This is a genomic window from Enterococcus durans (assembly GCF_002277935.1).
GTDB lineage: Bacteria > Bacillota > Bacilli > Lactobacillales > Enterococcaceae > Enterococcus_B > Enterococcus_B durans.
This window is the reverse complement of the sequence record NZ_CP022930.1, coordinates 2,412,480-2,432,885: the sequence shown is the minus strand read 5'-3', so window position 1 is coordinate 2,432,885 and position 20,406 is coordinate 2,412,480. Positions and strand designations below refer to the sequence as shown.

The following is a 20,406-nucleotide window of genomic DNA, read 5'->3' as shown; positions in this document are numbered from 1 at the left end:
TAATATCAGGAATACTATGGTATTCGCAATTTTTTCATAGTATCTTTTTAGTAAATAAACGTAGCAAGGAGGATCTTATGCCTACATCTAACGCCTTTTATGACCTATCTTATCGTTTGGGAACGTTTCTGATACTTTTGCTTAAACTACAGTTTTTCTGGCTACTGACTCTCTTGAAAGGCGGGATCATTTTTGGATTCTTTCCAGCGACTGCTACCATCTTTCAGGTTTTTCTATTCCTTTTTACGAACAAAGAAGTGCCTCAAGAATTGGCATCATGGTATAAAAAAACGACTAACCGTCAGTTCAAGGCAATCAATCGATTAGGATTCTTCTACAGCAGCATCTTGCTTTTTCTTTGGTTCGATCTACGAATAGCTGCACACTTTCTGTGCCATTCATTCGTTCATCTGAGTTTATTGCTCTTTTTATGTCTGTTCATTCTGGCAGGATTCTATCTTCTGCCTGTCTTTCTACGATACCAGCTAACATTTAGCCAATACTTCATACGTGTATTTCTCTTGATGTTCTTAAATCCTTTCCAAACATTAGCGATGGTTGTCAGTAGTATCCTCACCTCAGCACTTGTATTCTGGTGTCCTTTATTCTGTTTCTTAGCTATCCCATTATTTTTGTTTCCAATCGGCTTTTTTACTTTTCAGGCGATGCAACGTGGAGAGAACCTTGTGAGGAACAAGACATGTACAAAATGATTCGAATTTTTATTTTTTTACTCATTTCTTTCTTTTTGTTTTTCATTTGGCTAGGTAGTGATCACCAAGATACAGTATCAAATAGGCAAACAACTGCTACACTTTCAGGAAAGATAACGGATAAAGAAAGTGCCCAAAATTGTCTCGACTTAGTAAAAAAGAATTTAGCCGCAGCCACTGAAAAAAACCTTGAAGCTTATCTGGCTACTTTGTCTGACAAAGCGCAGGCAGACACAAAAAAAGAACTATCAAGTATTGATTCTTATGATCTAGAACACGAGCTGATAGCTTTCAAGGTACTTGAGCAACGGCCAGATTCTTTGTTTGTTGAAGTATTCCAACGAACGAGTAATCAAGGAACAACCCATTATCAAAACCATATCGCTCAAATCCATTACACGTTTATGATTGAAGCAGGTGAATGGAAAATCACTGATGCCATCATTACCAATATCGAACAGATCGACTAAAAAACAGCTTTCCAGGGTTAGACTGTCCTACTCAAGGACGTCAATCCATAGAAAGCTGCTTTTTGTTTTCATGTTCAAATAGTGCAAACACCGCTTATTCACGGTTCATTTCTCGATATTTACCTGGTGTCATCCCGACGATCTGTCGGAATTTTCTTGTAAAATTAGAGATATCATAATACCCATTCTGTTGGATGATCACCTTGATGGGCAACTCAGTTTCTGCCAATTCTTGTTTTATTTTTCTAAAGCGCAACATTTGGATATATTTTGAAAAAGTCAGTCCGCTTTCTTTGCGGATCGAACGACTGACGAAGGAAACTGAAACAGAAAAAGCTGTAGCTGTTGATTCTAAACTAAGCTGTGCCGATTGGAAATTCTGCTGTAGATAGACCAAGATTTGTTCTTCCAAACATTCCGGTTGTTTTTTTGGTATCTCGCCCATTTTTTTACAAATTCGTTCTGCTAGTTCGTTTAAAAAGTTTTCAAGTTCGATCAAACTAGAAAAATCAGGCAATTCTTCCAAGTGATGGAAAATCCCTTTACCGATGAGTTCGTTTCCTATTTGGAGGATCGTATTAAGTAGATAGTATCCATATAACTTTTGCAGATTTTCTGATTTCAAGTTCAGTTCTCCATAAGATATCAGTTCTCTGATAGTTTCTAAAACGTGATCAAACTCTCCATTTTCAAGATAGTTCACTAATTTTAAGCGTAGATCACTAGGATACTCGATACTCAGAGCATTATCTTTAGTAGTTAGTTCTGAATAGTAACGGATTGTTCCTTTCACATTCGGATAACGTAGCGCTGCTCGCGATTCAATATAGGAACGATTTAACTGACCGAGACTATGAACGATAGAGCCAACCCCGATCCGAATAGGTTGAGAACATCTTTCGGTAATCATTTGGACGAGTTCAACCTGCTCGTCAAGAGATGTACACCCAATCGCGAAAACAAAGGTCTGATTTTCTATATTCTCGACTCCATAAGCACAATAGTTTTTTGTGATTGCTTCAGCCCACTGATTATTTACTCGTTCTTTCGATTGATCCAACTGTTTGAGATCAATCGTTGCAATAAAATAATACTCCGTCGAAAAGTTGATATGGACAGCTGTCAGTAACTGCTCCAATTCGGAATCGATCACTAATTGACTGTTAAGCAAGCGCTGGAAAACTTGCTCCCTTGCATATGGGATCTGTAGCTGATTCTGAATAGTCAATTTTTGGTGTGCAATGAGAAATTTTGCTAATGTATCAGAGACTTCTTTAAGTGAAGAAACCGTAAGTGTGGGGTCTTCTTGAAATTGCTGTGCTAAGTACTCGATTTTTTGAATAGGACGCAAGTTACGCATACTAAATAAAACGACGATCACTAACCCCATAAACAAAATCACTAAGATCAAAACAATCATTTTGGTCTGAACTCGTTCGATCGTAAGCAATGCCGTTGTTGGATCGACAAGAGAAAGGAGCGAGAGATTCAAATAAGGATTCTTCAAACTTTGGATAAGATATCGTTTTTGCTTGATCTTCACATTTTCTTTTGTCATTAGTTTCTCTACGGAATAAGGCGTACTGAGAAAAGTATTCAGCTCCTCACTTTTCGTCTTTGTCACTAATTGATAGCTTTCATCGATGATATAGTTTAGATTTGTACTAGCAGGACTATACGCATCGAGTACTTTAGTAAGAGTGTTCTTTTTGATTTCGTAGATTGCGATACTATGTACGGTACCTTCCTTGTTTTGTATTGGAACAACATACAGATAGGAAGAAGATGGCAATTCCTCATCAGAAGCAATAGTGATAAACTTGGCATCAGTCGTAGCCAATTGTTCTTGTAGTCTCTTTTCCAGCTGATGATCGTTCTTAACTGTTTTTCTAAGAAACAGTTCCAGTGAGTAATTTCCTGATGAGGAGTAAAGCATCTCGGGGCGGTCATTCCGATAATAGAGATAGACTTCCTCAACTAATTCACTAGTTATTTTGTATGTATGTAATATTGATTTGCCTTCTTTGATATAATACGGATGATCCAGCGAACTTAAAGCGAGTTGGCGATTGTCAGTGATCCGCTCCGTGAGATGTGCCAACTTCAAAAAGTTGCTCTCAAGCGAGTAATTGATCTGCATCATCTGATTTTTTGCCATCAAGCGCACTTGTTGTTCTGTACTTTCCGTTGCTGTAATATACCAGATCCACGAAACAGATAAAAATGGAAGTAAAAAAGCAACGAGATACGAGCCTAATATGCCTAGAAGTCTTCGAACATTGATTCTTTTTTGTTTAATCCTTCTGATCAAGTCCACCTCCAACTTGGTTTATTGTTATAGTAGTACATCAAGCTACAAACTCTTCCTTCTATCTCTTCTATTCCAACATAAAAATAACGATTTAGCAATACAATATGGAAAGGATGAAAACATTATTAGGTATGAAAAAAACAAGTCCATCCTATGTATTTTCTATATTTAAATAACTCGAGTGATTATTTCTAAAGACCTATCACTAAATCAAAGCTACATCCAGACAAAAGACCAATTTTTAAAGTTTCGCCGAAGGGACGTTAGCATCAAGTTCATCCCTCTATTAGAACTAAGAGGGATTTTTCTGATTTAAATGTAAGATGCAATCTTTTTTTCAATCATTTATTCTTGATCTTTTGTTGCAAATTTTTTTGATGTTTTTTTATGTGTTTCATAGTTGCTCTTTTTATATCATGCAAGCGTTCTCCTAGTTCGATATATTCTTTGACAGTTTCAACTACTAGTGCTAGTCTTTAGTTATTCTAATAAGAGGTGACCTAAAATGAGTTCCATTGAAAACAAAGCATTAAAGGATATTGTAGATTTATACTCCCTTTTGAGAGAACGCAAAGATCAGACACCAGAGATGCTGGATATCACTGATGTATTGCTAGAAGTATCAAAGAAATTGAGAACGACAAAAAATCCAGAAGCTTTGATTAACAGACTCGTCCAATATATTCGCAGTACTGCAATCAAAGGAAAAATCTATTTCCCACCAGAAGAAGAAAAAATCGTTATAAGTCTGAGTGCCATTGGAAAAAAAGCTGGTTTAAATGGATTATATATGGCAGATTTTTCAGACAAGACACAATTTTATAATTGGACAGAGCAGGTTCCTCGTCATTGAAATAAACAGTTTCAGATCGATCTCTGAAATTGAAAAACGATCAGCCATACGAATGAGCAATTTCCATTAGAGAGATTGCTCTTTTTTGTGGGATTCATCACTCAAAAGAAGAAAAAGCGACATGTAAAACCCATAACTCGTGGATTTAGATTTCAGTACTGCATACACTTAAACATACGCAAAAAATACAAATGCTTCCGAACATACGAGTATGATGAGCTTGCATGGATCACTACTGTAAATCAACACAACGGATAACCGTATAACCTGAGGAAATATTAAAAAGATAATAACAATTTTTCGAATATAAAAAGCAAAAAAACAGTCCCTACTCGAAGAATCGGAAACTGCATTTTGCCTTTTCGTTTTTTATAATTCTAACTATTTCTGTAGAAAATAAAATTACATCTTAAAACCCGTGTTCATAATGAGGCCATACAGAAACAATAGTAATTGTTTTATTTTGATCCTCTACGCTATAAACTAAACGATATTTAATATTTATGCGTCTCGAATAATAAAGTAACCCCATTAACTTTCATAAGGTGGTGGATTCTGATAAGGGTTTTCTCTAATGACTGTAATTAGCTCATCAAACTTGTCATTCAAATTGGCACCTTTCAGTTTGGGCAAGTCTTTCCGGCATTCTTATTAATTTTTATATTGTATCCCAATCAATTTCACCCAAATCTTCACTTTCTTCATTTTCAAAGTGATGGATTTGATCTAAAACACCCGCATTCTGTAAGTAAATTGTTTCTTGTAAGGAGTTCCAGTCACTTTTGCTAATCATAACAACACTTTCGCCATCTTTTGTACTAGAAATTTCAATAGGCTGGCTGTCTGACACAACATGCTTGATGATTTCATAAAGATTTTTTCTCGCATTTGTTGGAGAAATAACTTCCATACTTCACCCTCCCCTTTTTACAATTGTTCGTAAACCAATTATAGCGTACGTCAAAAAATAGATTTTAGCTTATATTAGAGTCAACTATAAAATGCGCAAAAAGTGATAAAAATTTTGATCTCTCTACCAACTTTCTGAATAAAAGATGGAAACTTGAGTATCAACGGAGGGTATGCATTTTATCTCCCAAATCTATTGCTATAGCAAGTAAACAATTAGAAAATCGACTCATTTTGACAAGGATGAACGATTCAGGATTATTTCTTTTTTGCAGTTCTCCCAGTTATCTGTTGATAATTTTCCTTAACTGTTTGTCCCACCAACGCGATTTGACAAAGAGCCATAAACAGAACAGAAAGAAGGTTTCTTCTTTCTGTTCTGTCCAAATTATTCTAAGATTTCTCTTTATCAACATCATTTGGCAAAGAGCCGGTTTTATCTCCAATTTCTCAAACCTAAACGACTTTTGTCTCGACCTCAAATCAATGATCAGATGTATTGATGAAACAGTTGTGTTAGAACAGGTAAGAAATAGATGATGACCATCGCGATAACCACCATGATCAATTGTTTACGTTGTTTTTTACGTTTCAGCATACTACTTGTCTTGTGTAAAAAATAAGTAGCGCCTTTTGCTATTGCTGTCAAAGTAGATAAAATCAATGTTGGAGAATAAGCTGTAGGATCTTGTTTGATCGACAATAATTTTGTCCCATACTCTGGGTATTTAAGTAATGCTTGATAGATAGCAACGATCATGATTGCTCCCATAAAATAGTTTAAAAATGAATGAACTTTTTTCAAATGGTAAAACTCCTTATTTCCCTAATGATTTTATTTGCTCGTGTATTGGTAGTGCGGCTTTTACGTACTATCTGAATGTGAATCACTTTAAGTCTCTTTTTTTGTGTCTCCTGTTTTGTCCATCCAGGGAAATGAAAAACCGATCGTGAGATCATCTTTCAACACTAGCACAGCATCAAATTTACCTTTTTTGCCTGTAAAACCTTTGATGACTTTGCTAGTTTTCCCTTTAGACAATAACTCTCGCAAATTTGTTTTAGTCAATTTCTTTTTCGCGATCGTTGGCCATAGTTTAAATTCGCAAGCTGGATTTGTACAAGTTGCCACTTTAGGATACAACATGATGATCCCTTGCTTGCACTTAGGACAATGTCCCAACTGATCATTTTTCTTCTCCATTGCTTTGATTTGTCTTGTGCCAGTGATTTCTTTAGACAAGTCGACTTTTTCTATTTGTTTTGGAACAGATTCCAATAAATGAAGAATGAATTTTTTGATATTTTCAAGGAATACTTCTGGAGTTCCTTCGCGATTTCCGATTTTTCTGAGATAACCTTCCCAACGGGCTGTCATCTCTGCACTGGTCAATAGTGGCTCACCTGTTACGGCTTTGCACAAGGTAATCCCTTTGGCAGTCACCGTGATTTCATTCTTGTTGACTTCGATATAGTGACGCTGCTTTAAGTTTTCGATGATATTGGCTCGGGTTGCCTCTGTACCGATGCCCTCTACTTCTTTCAATATTTCTTGTGCCTCTTCGTCATCCAGCGTTTTTCCCGCTGTTTTCATGGCAGTAATCAGCGTACCTTCGTTGTAAGGTTTAGGCGGTTGTGTTTCTTTTTCGATACTCGCCAAATCAACTTCAACGACTTCATCTTTTTCAACTGCTGGCAATTGTTGGAGGTCTTTCTTTTTATTTTTTGTTTCTAAAATAGCCTGCCACCCTTTTTTGACAGGAATTCTACCAGTACTTTTCAATCGTAAATTTTCTATGCCTGTCTGAATAACTGTTTCTTCATAGATGTAGTTTTCAGCAAACATGGCGATCGTAGTTCGTACGACTTGAAGATAGATTGCTTGTTGCAAACGAGATAATTTAGCGAAACGTTCCTTTGAAGGAATCGTCTTTGTTGGAATGATTGCATGGTGTTCTTGCACTTTCTTCGCATCAACATACCTTTTCTTCGCATAAGTATCGGGCGTTGGAACATTTTCGATACCTAAAAATGTTTTGTACTTGGCAAGGTTTCTTACTAAATACTGGTGTTCATTTTCTGTGATGTAAAAAGAATCTGTTCTAGGATAACTTAAAAATTTGCTTTCATATAATCCTTGGACAGCATCGAGAGTCGCTTTTGCGCTTGCTTTCATCAACTGATTCATTTTCGACTGCAAACTTGATAGAGAAAATAAACGTGGACTGCTGAGCTGTTTCTCTTTTTTTGATACGTCTAAGATTTTTCCAGGCTGTTTCCCTAGATGTGCCCCTAACCGTTCGATTTCTTTCACTAACTCTTCTGATGTCTTGAAGCTTTTCTTCGGGTCCATCTTCCCAATGAATCGGCCATTTTTAGAAACGATTTTCGCTTCACTTTCAAAATAAGGTTCTTTTTTGAAGTTTCTGATCGATTCTTGCAGTTGATAGATCATATAAAGCGTTGGGGTTTGGACACGCCCTAAAGAAAAACTGCCATCGATCCCTTTTTGTTGCAGTAACAAGCTATATAAAGGACTGCCATTCATACCAATCAGCCAATCCGCATTTTGTCTTGCTTTTGCTTCTTTATACTTAGAGAAATAATGCTCCCCCGGTCTAAGTTGCTTGAATCCTTCATAAATCGCTTCTTTTTCCAGCGAATTGATCCATAAACGAAGGTATTTCTTTTTTTTCGTGAATGCTTTTGCCTGTATGATGATCGACCAAGCAATTGCTTCTCCTTCACGATCACCATCAGTTGCAATGATGATCGTATCTGCAGATTGAAGCTCTCTTTTTACGATTGAGAATTGCTCACGTTTATCCGCAGGTACTTCGTAGCGAAATTCCTCGGGGAAAATCGGTAAGTTCGCCAAAGACCATTTCGCCCAACGCTCTTCGTAAGCACCAGGAGGCAACATATCGACTAGATGACCGAATCCGTAAGTGATCGTAACTTCACCAGTGAACAAAGGATCAGCGATTTCGTAATATCCTGGGTGACGTTTCCTTTGCTTGAACGTTTCAGCATATGCTTTTGCTTGAGAAGGCTTTTCAGCTAGAATGACTGTTTTCATTGCTTCTCCCTCCGTTATCTCTGCCTTTTTTCAGACTTCTTTATTATGGAACAAACATTCGCATCTGACAATAAGAAAATCGTTTTCTTATGAAAAAAGGTAGTCCACTCTTTCCGATCCCCAAAAAATAAAATCGGATAGTCTGAAACCGACTAAGTACTGCAAGTCCTCAAAAATCAGCTTACTGAACCTCTTTTTTGAGTTACATTTCTTATCTTTGAGATGATTTGATTTCTTAGCTATCAATAAAACAAGCGAACGAGACAAAAGTAACTATCACTTTCATCTCATCCGCTCAATTCGTATAAACGATTTTACTTTATTTACTTAAAAATTCACTGATTGCCGATTTATTTGCTTCATTATCAATAACTAAAATACTTCCTGCATACTCGCTATTTCCGTAATCCCAAGAACCGTCTACAGGAACACTTAATCGATCGATCCCTCCTGCTCCACGAGCAATCGAGAAAAGATTTTTGGCAATGAACAGCGCAGTAACATCTGTTGACGTATAGCCGATTGCTTTACCAGCCGCATAAGGCGCACGAATAAGATTCAATGGATTTTTCAACTGGCTAAAAATAGCGTTCATTACTTGCTGTTGTCTTCTTACTCGACCAAAGTCCCCTTCTTCATCCATTCTGAAACGAGCATATTGAAGAAGGACGTGTCCATCCATTTTTTGGACTCCTTTTTTGATATCCACTCCATCAAGATTTAGATCTTTTTCCGCATCGATTTTAACACCGGTCATAAACAATGCATCGATCACTTTCTCAAAAGATTTGAAATCCACTTTTGCGTAATACTGACAGTCGAGCCCAAAGTTTTCTTTGAGTGTTTGTCTTACAAGGTCTGCGCCACCATAAGCATAAGCAGAATTGATCTTGTTTTGCCCGACGCCGGGGATCGTCACAAAACTATCTCTCATAAAGGAAATCAGTTTAGGTTTGTGGGCAGGTCCGTCTAATTGTAAGACCATGATCGTATCTGCCCGTCCAGCATCTTCTCCTCGCGTATCGCTACCTAGGATCAAGATATTATGGGCCCCACTCGAAGATTGGACACCATTAAAAGTTTCCGTCGTTGCACTTTCAAGACTTTTATCATGTTCTGCAACAAACTTGCCAACAAAGAACGAACCAATCGAGTAAATAAGAAGAAAGAAAATGATTCCTAGTACGATTCTTTTCCAGGAATGTTTTTTTCGTTGTTTCGGTGGTTTTATCCCTTTGTTACGGTGGAAGAAGCCTTTTTTCTTAAAAGTAGACTCCTCTTGTTCAGTTGCTTTTTGATAGGTGTAGGGTGTTGATTGCCGCTGATGTGCCGCCTCTTTCTCATCAAACCTGTTGGAAGATTCCTGATGATTTTGATAGATACGTGTAGCATCATCTTGTTCAACATACTTTTCTTTTTTTCGTTCTCTTCTAAAGATACTGCTTGAATCGTCTTTAAGAGGTTTTACTTTTTTATGGATGTTCTTATAGCGATCCATCCGACTCATGTTCGTTCCTCCTTGTTTCATATATAATTAAAGAATACGATATCAAGGAATCAAAAACACTGAAAATGACAACAATTTAATAAAAAATAACGAAATCAGTTCTAAGCATTCTCTTCTTTGATTTTTTTCATGGCGTCTGTCATGATCTTGACTTCCTTCATCATCCGTAGATAATGTTTTTCATTCAATGATTGCGGGCCATCTGACCAAGCATGAAGTGGGTCAGGATGGATCTCAACGATCATGCCGTCTGCTCCACTTGCAACTCCAGCTCTAGCCATTGGGGAAACGAGATCCCACACGCCTGTCCCATGACTAGGATCTACGATGATTGGAAAATGACTTAATTTTTTGATGACTGGGACTGCGCTAAGATCGAAAGTATTCCTTGTAGCTGTTTCATATGTCCGAATGCCTCGTTCGATAAAAATGATTTTTTGATTTCCTTGAACAGCAATATACTCAGCGGCATTCAACCATTCATCAATGGTTCCAGAGATGTCACGTTTCAATCCAATCGGCTTGCCCGTTTTCCCGGCTGCTTCTAATAAGCGAAAATTCTGCATATTACGTGCACCTATCTGTAAAATATCGCTGTAGTGCGCCACCATGTCGATATGTCCTTCATCCATGACTTCTGTGATCACCTGCAGCCCACATTCATCTGCTGCTTGGCGAATGTAGCGGAGTCCTTCTTCTCCTAGACCTTGAAAAGCATAAGGAGAAGTTCTCGGTTTAAATGCACCACCCTGTAAGATCTGCGCACCACCTTTTTGGGCCATTTTCGCCGTTTCCCGTATCTGCTCTAAACCTTCAATGGAACAAGGGCCTGCCATCGTTACAAAATTTCCAGCCCCGATTTTCACACCATTGACATCCACGACTGTATCTTGAGGATGAAAGATACGAGAAGTTAACTTATACGTATTCGTGATCCGTTCTACATTTTCTACTCCTTCATAACGTAGAAAAGCTACATCTTGGATCAACCGTGTTTCTCCAACCAATCCAAGGACTTGTTGTTCCTCTAACCGGTTCACTTGGACAGTTAGTCCTTCTTTTTCGGCTCTTTCAATGACTTTGCGGACTTCACTATTAGTTGCAGATTTCTTCATTATTATTATCATTTATCTTCCCTCGATCTTTTCTCTCACTAACTGTACTGGCATTTCTTTTTGTGTCCAGAGTTCAAACGCAATCGCCCCTTGATGGATCAGCATCCCTAAACCATTGTATCCTTTCGCACCAATCTTCTTTGCTTCTTGAAGCAGTCTTGTTTCTTTAGGAGAATAGATCAAATCAAATACTGCTAGATCAGCATGTAACAATCCGACATTCGCAATTGGTAAACTGTCTTTTTTTGTCCCCATCCCGATATCCGTCGCATTCACTAATACATCTGATGACGCGAGATCTTTAGCAAGCTGACCTTCATCCGCATAATCCCACACACGGATCAGACATCCTGTTTGAGCTGCGACCTGATCGAAATAACTCTTCAAAGATAGAAAAGTCGCATTTTTTCGTTTATAAACGACGATTTCCCGCGCGCCTTCTAAGGCCATTTGGACAATGATTGCTTTTGCAGCGCCACCGGCTCCAAGAACAGTGATTTTGCGATTTTCGATTGAATGCCCAGTTTCTTTTACAGAACGTACAAAGCCCATCCCATCCGTATTATAACCAGTCAAGCGACCTTCGCGATTCACGATAGTATTCACTGCTCCAATCAATTTGGCTTCAGGACTTAATTCATCTAAATAATCAATCACTGCTGTTTTGTTTGGCATCGAAACATTGACACCTAGCATAGAAAATGTGCGGATACTTGCCACCGCCTGTTCAAGACTTTCTTGATCGACATCAAAAGCCAAATAGATGGCATCGACACCACAGGCTTCAAAAGACGTATTGTGCATCATTGGCGATAAACTATGTGAAGCAGGTGAAGCAAAAAATCCGGCCAATTTTGTTTTTCCAGAAATCATGATGTTCCTCCTTTTATACAAACTGCCATCAGATGTCATCGTTCGCATGAGGAGTACGATGACATGGATGGCAGTGAATCATTTCAGGTAAAATTATATAAGGTAGCACACATCTGTACCCTAAGAAAGTCAAAGTTCAGATGACTTGACGTACTGCCTATCAGCTAAATAAAAGTAATTAGTCTAATACTTCTTCAAAGAATTGTAATAAGTCGCTCATGGAAAGTTGTGCTTTTTCCTCTTTCGTCAAATCCTTGACAATACGTCCTTTTTGTAACACGATCAAGCGATTCCCGTAATTCAACGCATCTTCCATACGATGAGTGATCATCAAGCAAGTTAACTTTTGTCCCGTGATACGTTCATTTGTTAGTGTCATCAGCTGTTTCGCTGTTTTAGGATCTAGTGCAGCGGTATGTTCATCTAATAACAACAATTCAGGAGCTTCAATAGTTGCCATCAAAAGGCTCAATGCTTGACGTTGTCCGCCTGAAAGCTCTCCAGCCGGGGTATCAAGATGTTGTTCCAACCCATTTCCTACCTCTTGACATAATTTGAAGAATTGTTCTTTTTGGTTCTTTAAATTGCGCAAACGGAATTTACGTTTTTTACCTCTATTTTGAGCAAGCAATAAATTTTCAGCAACGGTCATTCGAGGGGCAGTCCCCATCTTTGGATCTTGAAAAACACGTGAGAGAAAAGCAGCTCGTTTTTCTTCTGGGTATTTGGTAATCAGCTGATCTTTAAAAGAAATCGTTCCTTGGCTGAGTTCCAACGTGCCTGCGATGGTATTGAAAAGTGTACTTTTTCCTGCACCATTTCCACCAAGTACCGTGATGAAGTCTCCTTCATGGATTGTCAAATTGATATCTTCTAGTAATATTTTTTCTTCATGCATCCCATTACTAACTACTTTTTTTCCATTTTTGATCGTGATGATTGCTGTCATAACTAGACCTCCTTTTCGAATCCAGTTTTAAGATTCAAAGCTTTCTTCATTTGTGGAATCATCAAACAAATTGCTAAGATGATTGCTGAGAACAGTTTTAAGTATGTCGTGTCAAATCCAAGTTTGATAACGATCAAGATCAACAGCTGATAGATGATGCTGCCGACCACAATAGCAATCAGACGCTCTGCTAATGTCAATTCTTGGAAAATCACTTCGCCAATAATGATAGAAGCTAAACCAATCACGATCACGCCAATTCCTTTATTGACATCCGCATAACCATCATTTTGGGCAATCAATGCACCTGATAATGCAATCACGCCATTTGATAGTGTCAATCCTAAGATCTTCATGCGATCAGTCTTGATTCCCAGTGAACGTGCCATTGTTTCATTATCCCCAGTTGCAATATAACCTTGACCTAAATCTGTATTGAAAAAGAAGAGTAAAACACTGATCAAAATACCTAAAGCAATCAAGCCTAGTAGAACAGTATCGAAATAATCTGGCAAGTGTAGTCCTTTAAATGTATCTTGTAAAATCGGATGATTCAACAATGATAAATTAGGTGTTTTCATCACAAAGAGAATGACTGAATTCAAACCTGACATCACTAGAATCCCTGCAAGGATTACTGGAATCTTTCCTTTTGTATAGAGAAGACCTGTGACCAATCCGGCAACCATACCTGCAAGTACGCCTAGAATCGTTGCTAAAATCGGTGTGACTCCATAAGTGATTGCTGTTACACAAACTGCTCCGCCTAATGGAAATGAACCTTCTGTCGTCATATCAGGGAAATCAAGAATTCGATACGTCATGAAAATCCCCAGACCTAAAATTGCCCATAACATCCCTTGTGAAATTGCTGATACGATCATTTTTCATCCTCCTTTGTTGACGTTTCTGTTGTGTCACTCGAAACGATTTTCGCATTTTTCTTTAATTTATTTGGGATCGTTATCCCTAAGAGTTCCGCTTGTTTTTCGTTGATGATCGTATCGCCTTTATCAAAAACGTAAACAGGTGTTGATGCTGGTTTTTCTTTACCTGTTGCTAACGTTGCTGCCATTTTTCCACTTTGTACGCCTAAATCATATTGGTTGATGCCGATTGTTGCTAATCCACCTTGTTCAACCATCGTATCAACAGATGGAATAACTGGTATTTTTGATTTGTTGGCTTCCTTCACTACTGTCTGCATAGCGTTCGCAATCGTATTGTCCAAAGGAACATAGATGAAGTCGACTTGTTGACTCATCACTTGAACTGTCTGAGCAATTTCATTTGTTGATGGAACAGCATATTTTACAGAAGTCAATCCTTCTTTTTTAGCCGCTGCTTCTGCTTGGCTCACTTGATATTTTGAGTTATCTTCAGAAGAGGCGTAAAGAATCCCAATCTTTTTCGCATTAGGTAAAATTTCTGATGCCAATTTGATTTGTGCTTCTACAGGGGGTTGATCCGATACACCTGTGATGTTTCCACCTGGTTTATCAAGGGATTTCACTAACCCTGCACCCACGGGATCGGTCACAGCACCTAATACTAACGGAATCTTTGTCGTCACATTCGCTAAGGATTGCGCTGCTGGTGTCGCGATCCCAACTAATACATCAGGATCCGCTTGAACCAGTTGTTGACTCATCGTTGCTAGTTTGCTTTGATCTGCTTGACCGTTTTGGAACTTGATTTCAAGATTTTTTCCTTCTTCAAGGCCCGACTGCTTCAATCCATCTTTGATTCCTCGATAAATCTCGTCTAATGCTGGGTGGCTCACATATTGTAATACCCCAACTACTGTTGTTTTTGTTGTTTTTTCTGCTGATTCTGTGGAAGAATCATTTATTTTTTCATAAATGAATGTTCCGACTAAATAGATCATTATAAGTGCTACTACTGTTATCAATCGCTTATTTTTCATTTTCTTTCCCCCCATGGACTCCTTAATGACTAATTATTCAAGATTGGTTTACATACGAACTTACGAAAAAAAGACAATTACCTAGACGGCAATTGTCTTTTTACATACAAAAAACCGCATAGACGTTATCTATGCGGTAGTCAAATTTCTTGTCTAGCATAGATACAAATTTTAGATTTGTACTCTAAAAAGTTGTATCTACGGTAAAAGTTCGCCATCAATACAACTTATCTACGCCAGTTACGCCAAGCTTGATTCGTTACTGCTAAAAATTGGTTTGATAAGTTCATTGTGGATCACCCTTTCCTTAATAATTGATATTAGTCTAATCGAATTTATCCTATACGTCAACTACTTTTTACAATTTTATTTTTGCTCTTCTCAATTATCATCAGTTGAGCGAGTGGTTGTATTTGTTTGATCCTCTGTTATTTTTGTCGAGGCGGACTCTGATTTCGCCATTTCATCCTCTAGTTTTTTGATATTTGCTAACGGAAGTCGGTTCAATTCTGGAATCATTTCTTGTGCTAACTTTGCTTGATTGTCTTTTTTTTCTATCGTCAAGCGATTTGCTTCTTTACCGTCTTTAAAAAAGATCACCGTGGGTTTCTCCTGATTGATCTTATATTTTTGTTCCGTTTCCTTTATATCGTAAATAAGCGGATAAAAATAAATCGGCCGATTCAATTCTTCCATTTCTTTTGGATCATTAAAAATTGCCAATAACGTTTCATATTGCTTACCCTTTGGTACACAGAACATCACAGAAATTGCTTTATTTTCAGCAATCGTCTTGGAAGCATCACTTAAAACTAAAGGTTGCAGTTTGGTAGATGTGATATCTGCATAGACTAAACTATCGATTTGTTCCTCTCTGATTTTTTCTGGAAAAACAAACATCATGATGGTAAGCATCCCAGAAAAAAACAATACCAACAGTACTCGGGTAAAATATGTTGTTGGATTCTCTGCGAAATCTGCAGCAAAATGAGTATAACTTGCCTTGATTCTTTTGCCCAATTCTTCAATCATCGCCAAGCCACTGTCACCTTCTTTTCATCTTTTCTTTTATTATAGCTAAAAACTGCCAAGATATGAAAAGAAACCTTTACTTTTTTTACTCTTCCTCCATTTTGTTTAGAGAATCTCGCTTTTTATGCCCAAACTTTGCAAATTGGTCTTTCTGCTTTTTTTTCGTTATAATAGAACTACTTATGAAAAGAAATGAGGAATGAACCATGTCCTTCGATGGAGTATTTACCCATGCAATGGTCAATGAATTGCGTGAAACTCTACTGTCTGGTCGAATCTCCAAGATCCACCAGCCTTATGAAAATGAAATCATTTTAGTTATCCGCTCACGCGGTAAAAATCATCGCTTGTTATTGTCCGCGCATCCTAGTTATGCACGCGTGCAAATCACACAAATCGACTATCAAAATCCCGACAATCCGCCTAATTTTGTCATGATGCTTCGAAAATATTTAGATGGTGCAATTTTAGAAGCAATCGAACAAATCGATAATGATCGAGTGATCCATTTCCATTTTTCTAAACGAGATGAACTTGGAGACCTGCAAAATATTGTGTTGATTGTTGAATTGATGGGTCGTCACAGTACGATCGTCTTGGTCAATAAAGAAACAGGTAAAATCTTAGATGCGATCAAACACATAGGAAGCTCTCAAAATACCTACCGTTCATTGCTTCCTGGGGTTGAGTACGTTTCACCTCCCGAGCAAGAACAACTTGATCCTTTTAGTGCAGACAACGAAAAAATCTTTCATCGTCTCTCACAAACCGAGCTTTCACCAAAAGCGCTCCAGCAACAATTCCAAGGACTTGGTTTTGATACCGCACAGGAACTAGTCGCACGTTTAGCAGAACGACCAAATGAAAAAATGCTCGTTTGGCAAACGTTTTTTTCCGCTGTAGAAAAGGAACTAGCTCCTCATTATTATGAAGTGGAAAATAAAGATTATTTCACACCCATCGCCTACGACTATTTTGCAAAGTCAGCCACTTCTGAAGAAACATACGACACCCTCAGTACATTGCTTGATGCTTTTTATCATGACAAAGCTGAAAAAGATCGTGCAAAGCAACAAGGTGGCGAACTGATCCGAAAAATCGAGAATGAATTGAAACGAAACAAAAATAAACTAAAAAAACGAGAACAAACACTGAAAGATTCTGAGAATGCGGAAAGTTATCGTAGAAATGGTGAGTTGTTGACTACCTTCATGACACAGGTTCCAAGAGGTGCAACAGAAGTAACGCTCCCTAACTATTATGAAGAAGACCAACCAATCAAAATCAAACTTGATCCTGCACTCTCGCCTAATCAGAACGCACAAAAGTACTTCCACCGCTATCAAAAACTGAAAAATGCAGTCAAGTTGATCGGCCAGCAAATCAAAGAAGCCAAAAGCGAGATCGATTACTTAGAATCTGTCCTCTCTCAATTAGAGATTGCTGGACCAATGGATATCGAAGTAATCAAAGAAGAATTAACAGCTGAAGGTTATCTAAAAAAGAAGACACAAAAAAAACAAAAACGAAAAAAACCTTCGCAACCCGATCAATACCGTTCTTCAGATGGCACATTGATCCTGGTTGGGAAAAACAATTTACAAAATGATCAGTTAACGATGAAAACGGCGAAAAAGACGGATTATTGGCTCCATGCAAAAAATATCCCAGGTTCACATGTTATTATCAAAAGTGATCGACCCACAGATGAAACAATCACACAAGCTGCCGAATTAGCCGCATACTTCTCAAAATATCGTCACTCGGCTCAGGTACCTGTTGACCTTGTTCAAGTTAAACATATCCGTAAACCAAATGGAGCAAAACCAGGATTTGTCATTTATGAGAATCAAAAAACGATCATCGTGACACCTGATGAAGAAAAAATCAATCAACTAGAAAAAGAGTAACGCTTATCCAAAAAACGGCTGAAACAAAAGTAACTCCGAAAGATAAACCAAAGGAGCTACGTCTGTTTCAGCCGTTTATTCGTTTTTTAGAACGCGAAGTAGAATGCCGCTTACTGTTGATACACACTCGTTGATTTTATCATACGATTTTATCATACATAGAAGCAAACATGTTTCCAATCCATCCGTGAAGTATAGTTTGTGGCACCACTTCTTCTAAAATCCTCAATACACGAGAAAATAAGCTCAATCAAGTGCCTCTCTTCGACGATAGTCACTTGGAAGAAACTATTAGCCTGTACCTTTGAAACGTAAAATTTTTTCCATGATGATGCCGTATACGAGCAACAGAAAAATCGGGAACAACACTACCCAGATGTTCAATGACAGATCAATACCCTCATTTATGTGAAAAGTAGTCGCATTCGTGTTGAACACTTTCGGATAAATTGTCAAAATGATATTTTTCAAGTCGAATCTCCCTAATATCGGTAAAAACAGAGTATATGTACTTAGTACAAATAGGCTCACTAACATATTTTTTGTAACTAGAGTAAGATAGAACATAATCAAAAGATAGAACAGGCTATTTCCTAAAACAAAAAGGATCTGATAGAGTGAATGATGCATAAAGGAGAGTTGATTTATGCTGTCTAACTCTATCAAAGGAATTACTTCCACTGGGAATAACCAAGGCGTCAATAGCTGTAACACGACGAAAACCATAATTGAAATAAGTAATACGCTAGTCAGAGTTACCATACTAGCGATTAGTTTCGACTGGTTGATTTGCCACTGCGAACAGATTGTTCGATGCACTTTGTTCGTTCCATATTTTATTTCTGCGTTTGCGATAACAACTCCGTAAATACCACTCATAAAGGGAAAAATAATAAAAAACGAAGAAGACAATAATTGGTTGATTCCGTTTTTAGGTAACATCGCTACTAAACTTGCTTGATATGCCATAAAATAGTATTTTGTAGGATTATCGATTATTTCTATATTTTTAGAACGTTCTAAACGGAAATCTCCGTCTAACAGTTGAGTAATGTTTTCACCATTTGCTACGGCATCCTCCACTGCTTGATAAAAACTGCCTAAATGGCTATTCACCAGATTTCTTTGGGATAGATACATCATTGCAGTCACAAAAATCGAAATCACTAAAAAAATCAAATAATTTTTTGACTTCCATTGATAATGCAGTTCACTCAGCAACAGCCCCACCTTCTTCTACGACAGAAAATAATGTACGCACTTTGTGTTCCGGTACAACTTCGATCGTTTTATTCTTCACCCATAAATGCTCATCACAAAGCTTTAAATACAGTGATTCATGCCCACTCATTATTATCAACGTTCCTTGTTTCTTTAAATATTTTAACGTCTTGAAAAGAAGCAATCGATTCATTTGATCCAATCCATTTAGAACTTCATCTAACAAGAGAATTTTAGGATGGAGCAATCTCACAAGTAGTAAAGCCAACATCTTTCGTTCGCCTAAAGAATAGGTTCTTACACGTGATTTATACAGCAATCCTTTCGATAAGTACGAAGACTCTAATTTTTCTATCTCAAATCGTATATTTTTATTTTTTGTAAAGAAAACTAGGTTATCCACTCCAGTCAAATTTAAAAAGAATGGCGTATCATCAAAAACACAAAATATACTAGATGATTCTTTATCGATCATCCCAGTAAATTTTTCTTGTCCTAATATACAATGGAACAAGGTCGTTTTGCCAATACCATTTTCTCCGTAAATATAGTAAGTTACGTTTTGATAAAAAGTGAACGAAACCTTTTCAAAAAGTACTTTCCTTCCAAAACTCTTTGAAAAATCACTCAGCTTCAGCATCCTATTTTCTCCTTGCTTTAATACCAACTGCTACCACCATTACTATGCACTCCATAATGATCTGTATAATCATAATTATAAATTTTGATATCTCCCCATGGCGTAACCGTGCCAGCTCCAATTGTCTTTTGACCACGCCATTTATGTGTGGAATTAGTCGTACTATACCTGCTTATTCCTTTTTTTCTAACAATATTTGGAAAGACCCACCCAACTTCCTGACGTCCACTGCTACTAGTCACTCTTCCACCACTATAGTTAAAACTGATGATATCCTTTGACCACATCAGTGCACTTCCACGATTAAAACTTACTGTTTTACCTGCACGCATTTTTTGTTCAACAGTGTGCGAGGTTTGTTCAGTAAAATTTTTTATTAAATCTTTAACTTCTGTTGGTGGAACTTCTATATTTTGGCTATTAGCAATAGTTTCTGTCACTTCTTGTATAGTATTCTCTGCTGCATGAGAAGTTAAAGGATTAAGAATATTAGTTCCTAATACTAGTAACCCTGTTAACATGATATATCTTGCTTTCATTTGAATATCCTCCTTTATTTATAAAAAGATTATTTTTATAATTCGAAAATAGCAGCTATTGGCCAGTCTAACCTGATTATTGAGTCTTTTCCGTAATATAGTAATCACACTCAGTGAAAATTATGAATTCAATCCTCCTCTCCTATTAGTCCTTCATTAAATAAAAATAACACATCAAATTTTGTTACAGGCAATTCATAGCTTAGCCAACAACAGACTATCTACTGCTTATTAAGTCCACAATACTCTTTATAATAAGTTTATCTCACAACGAATTAAAAAAGCATCGGTACATTGTGTAAAATTCTATATTGTAAATTGCACAATATACGGATTCTCAAGTAAATTTAAATACAGT

General features: G+C 37.4%; 18 protein-coding genes. 4 read left to right on the top strand and 14 right to left on the bottom strand.

Going from position 1 to position 20,406, the window contains the following annotated elements:
- Positions 1-77 precede the first annotated feature (77 nt).
- Together CJZ72_RS11590 and CJZ72_RS14810 are read left to right on the top strand one after the other, a co-directional pair.
- Positions 78-713, top strand: a complete 636-nt coding sequence (locus CJZ72_RS11590; RefSeq protein WP_081133557.1) for a DUF624 domain-containing protein — start codon at positions 78-80, stop codon at positions 711-713.
- Positions 701-1,183 (top strand): hypothetical protein, encoded by a 483-nt coding sequence (locus CJZ72_RS14810; protein ID WP_081133556.1) that lies wholly within the window; start codon positions 701-703, stop codon positions 1,181-1,183. Before CJZ72_RS11590 ends, CJZ72_RS14810 begins: the two co-directional genes overlap by 13 nt.
- Before the next feature lie 94 nt (positions 1,184-1,277).
- Here CJZ72_RS14810 and CJZ72_RS11580 read toward each other — a convergent pair whose 3' ends face one another.
- Positions 1,278-3,500 carry a helix-turn-helix domain-containing protein gene (locus tag CJZ72_RS11580; RefSeq protein WP_227326392.1) on the bottom strand — a complete coding sequence of 741 codons (2,223 nt, stop codon included), beginning with the start codon at positions 3,498-3,500 and terminating at the stop codon, positions 1,278-1,280.
- Between the two features lie 499 nt (positions 3,501-3,999).
- Here CJZ72_RS11580 and CJZ72_RS11575 point away from each other — a divergent pair, with 499 nt between their 5' ends.
- Positions 4,000-4,347 (top strand): bacteriocin immunity protein, encoded by a 348-nt coding sequence (locus CJZ72_RS11575; RefSeq protein ID WP_081133554.1) that lies wholly within the window; start codon positions 4,000-4,002, stop codon positions 4,345-4,347.
- Between the two features lie 658 nt (positions 4,348-5,005).
- Here CJZ72_RS11575 and CJZ72_RS11565 read toward each other — a convergent pair.
- The 10 genes from CJZ72_RS11565 to CJZ72_RS11520 all read right to left on the bottom strand — a co-directional run bounded on the left by CJZ72_RS11565 (position 5,006) and on the right by CJZ72_RS11520 (position 15,738).
- Complete coding sequence (locus tag CJZ72_RS11565) at positions 5,006-5,257, bottom strand: type II toxin-antitoxin system Phd/YefM family antitoxin (protein WP_016176676.1); 252 nt, start codon at positions 5,255-5,257, stop codon at positions 5,006-5,008.
- A 489-nt stretch (positions 5,258-5,746) separates the two neighbouring features.
- Positions 5,747-6,028 carry a hypothetical protein gene (locus tag CJZ72_RS11560; protein WP_171024578.1) on the bottom strand — a complete coding sequence of 94 codons (282 nt, stop codon included), beginning with the start codon at positions 6,026-6,028 and terminating at the stop codon, positions 5,747-5,749.
- A 120-nt stretch (positions 6,029-6,148) separates the two neighbouring features.
- Positions 6,149-8,335 (bottom strand): type IA DNA topoisomerase, encoded by a 2,187-nt coding sequence (gene topB, locus CJZ72_RS11555; RefSeq protein WP_081133553.1) that lies wholly within the window; start codon positions 8,333-8,335, stop codon positions 6,149-6,151.
- Positions 8,336-8,654: 319 nt separating this feature from the next.
- Positions 8,655-9,842, bottom strand: a complete 1,188-nt coding sequence (locus CJZ72_RS11550; RefSeq protein ID WP_095443857.1) for an LCP family protein — start codon at positions 9,840-9,842, stop codon at positions 8,655-8,657.
- A gap of 101 nt (positions 9,843-9,943) precedes the next feature.
- A complete protein-coding gene (gene aroF, locus CJZ72_RS11545; RefSeq protein WP_095443856.1) occupies positions 9,944-10,969 on the bottom strand; it encodes a 3-deoxy-7-phosphoheptulonate synthase in 1,026 nt (341 codons plus the stop codon).
- The gene (locus CJZ72_RS11540) at positions 10,970-11,830 is read right to left on the bottom strand and encodes a shikimate dehydrogenase (protein ID WP_081133550.1); all 861 of its coding nucleotides are present in this window, start codon (positions 11,828-11,830) and stop codon (positions 10,970-10,972) included.
- A gap of 178 nt (positions 11,831-12,008) precedes the next feature.
- Positions 12,009-12,779, bottom strand: coding sequence for an ABC transporter ATP-binding protein (locus tag CJZ72_RS11535; protein WP_095443855.1), 771 nt, complete (start codon positions 12,777-12,779; stop codon positions 12,009-12,011).
- Between the two features lie 2 nt (positions 12,780-12,781).
- Entirely contained in the window at positions 12,782-13,663 is an 882-nt protein-coding gene (locus CJZ72_RS11530; RefSeq protein WP_005876043.1) for an ABC transporter permease, read from the bottom strand.
- Positions 13,660-14,706 (bottom strand): tryptophan ABC transporter substrate-binding protein, encoded by a 1,047-nt coding sequence (trpX, locus tag CJZ72_RS11525; RefSeq protein ID WP_081133548.1) that lies wholly within the window; start codon positions 14,704-14,706, stop codon positions 13,660-13,662. The genes CJZ72_RS11530 and trpX overlap by 4 nt, the downstream gene beginning before the upstream one ends.
- Positions 14,707-15,087: 381 nt before the next feature.
- Complete coding sequence (locus CJZ72_RS11520; protein ID WP_051057954.1) at positions 15,088-15,738, bottom strand: hypothetical protein; 651 nt, start codon at positions 15,736-15,738, stop codon at positions 15,088-15,090.
- A gap of 206 nt (positions 15,739-15,944) precedes the next feature.
- Between CJZ72_RS11520 and efbA the strand changes: the two genes are divergently transcribed.
- Entirely contained in the window at positions 15,945-17,648 is a 1,704-nt protein-coding gene (gene efbA, locus CJZ72_RS11515) for a fibronectin-binding protein EfbA (RefSeq protein WP_081133547.1), read from the top strand.
- 291 nt (positions 17,649-17,939) lie between these two features.
- Here the strand turns inward: efbA and CJZ72_RS11510 are convergent, their stop codons facing one another.
- The 3 genes from CJZ72_RS11510 to CJZ72_RS11500 are packed head-to-tail and all read right to left on the bottom strand — an operon-like array spanning position 17,940 to position 20,048.
- Positions 17,940-18,878 (bottom strand): hypothetical protein, encoded by a 939-nt coding sequence (locus CJZ72_RS11510; protein WP_227260342.1) that lies wholly within the window; start codon positions 18,876-18,878, stop codon positions 17,940-17,942.
- On the bottom strand, positions 18,859-19,509 hold the full coding sequence (locus tag CJZ72_RS11505; protein WP_081133545.1) for an ATP-binding cassette domain-containing protein: 651 nt from the start codon (positions 19,507-19,509) through the stop codon (positions 18,859-18,861). The genes CJZ72_RS11510 and CJZ72_RS11505 overlap by 20 nt, the downstream gene beginning before the upstream one ends.
- Positions 19,510-19,526: 17 nt before the next feature.
- Complete coding sequence (locus tag CJZ72_RS11500) at positions 19,527-20,048, bottom strand: hypothetical protein (protein ID WP_081133544.1); 522 nt, start codon at positions 20,046-20,048, stop codon at positions 19,527-19,529.
- Positions 20,049-20,406 lie beyond the last annotated feature (358 nt).

What these genes read in the sequence shown, in the direction of transcription:
- CJZ72_RS11590 (WP_081133557.1), top strand. Translation starts at nt 78, where the DNA reads ATGCCTACATCTAACGCCTTTTATGACCTATCTTATCGTTTGGGAACG.
- CJZ72_RS14810 (WP_081133556.1), top strand. Translation starts at nt 701, where the DNA reads ATGTACAAAATGATTCGAATTTTTATTTTTTTACTCATTTCTTTCTTT.
- CJZ72_RS11575 (WP_081133554.1), top strand. Translation starts at nt 4,000, where the DNA reads ATGAGTTCCATTGAAAACAAAGCATTAAAGGATATTGTAGATTTATAC.
- CJZ72_RS11565 (WP_016176676.1), bottom strand. Translation starts at nt 5,257, where the DNA reads ATGGAAGTTATTTCTCCAACAAATGCGAGAAAAAATCTTTATGAAATC.
- CJZ72_RS11560 (WP_171024578.1), bottom strand. Translation starts at nt 6,028, where the DNA reads ATGGGAGCAATCATGATCGTTGCTATCTATCAAGCATTACTTAAATAC.
- topB (WP_081133553.1), bottom strand. Translation starts at nt 8,335, where the DNA reads ATGAAAACAGTCATTCTAGCTGAAAAGCCTTCTCAAGCAAAAGCATAT.
- CJZ72_RS11550 (WP_095443857.1), bottom strand. Translation starts at nt 9,842, where the DNA reads ATGAGTCGGATGGATCGCTATAAGAACATCCATAAAAAAGTAAAACCT.
- aroF (WP_095443856.1), bottom strand. Translation starts at nt 10,969, where the DNA reads ATGATAATAATAATGAAGAAATCTGCAACTAATAGTGAAGTCCGCAAA.
- CJZ72_RS11540 (WP_081133550.1), bottom strand. Translation starts at nt 11,830, where the DNA reads ATGATTTCTGGAAAAACAAAATTGGCCGGATTTTTTGCTTCACCTGCT.
- CJZ72_RS11535 (WP_095443855.1), bottom strand. Translation starts at nt 12,779, where the DNA reads ATGACAGCAATCATCACGATCAAAAATGGAAAAAAAGTAGTTAGTAAT.
- CJZ72_RS11530 (WP_005876043.1), bottom strand. Translation starts at nt 13,663, where the DNA reads ATGATCGTATCAGCAATTTCACAAGGGATGTTATGGGCAATTTTAGGT.
- trpX (WP_081133548.1), bottom strand. Translation starts at nt 14,706, where the DNA reads ATGAAAAATAAGCGATTGATAACAGTAGTAGCACTTATAATGATCTAT.
- CJZ72_RS11520 (WP_051057954.1), bottom strand. Translation starts at nt 15,738, where the DNA reads ATGATTGAAGAATTGGGCAAAAGAATCAAGGCAAGTTATACTCATTTT.
- efbA (WP_081133547.1), top strand. Translation starts at nt 15,945, where the DNA reads ATGTCCTTCGATGGAGTATTTACCCATGCAATGGTCAATGAATTGCGT.
- CJZ72_RS11505 (WP_081133545.1), bottom strand. Translation starts at nt 19,509, where the DNA reads ATGCTGAAGCTGAGTGATTTTTCAAAGAGTTTTGGAAGGAAAGTACTT.
- CJZ72_RS11500 (WP_081133544.1), bottom strand. Translation starts at nt 20,048, where the DNA reads ATGAAAGCAAGATATATCATGTTAACAGGGTTACTAGTATTAGGAACT.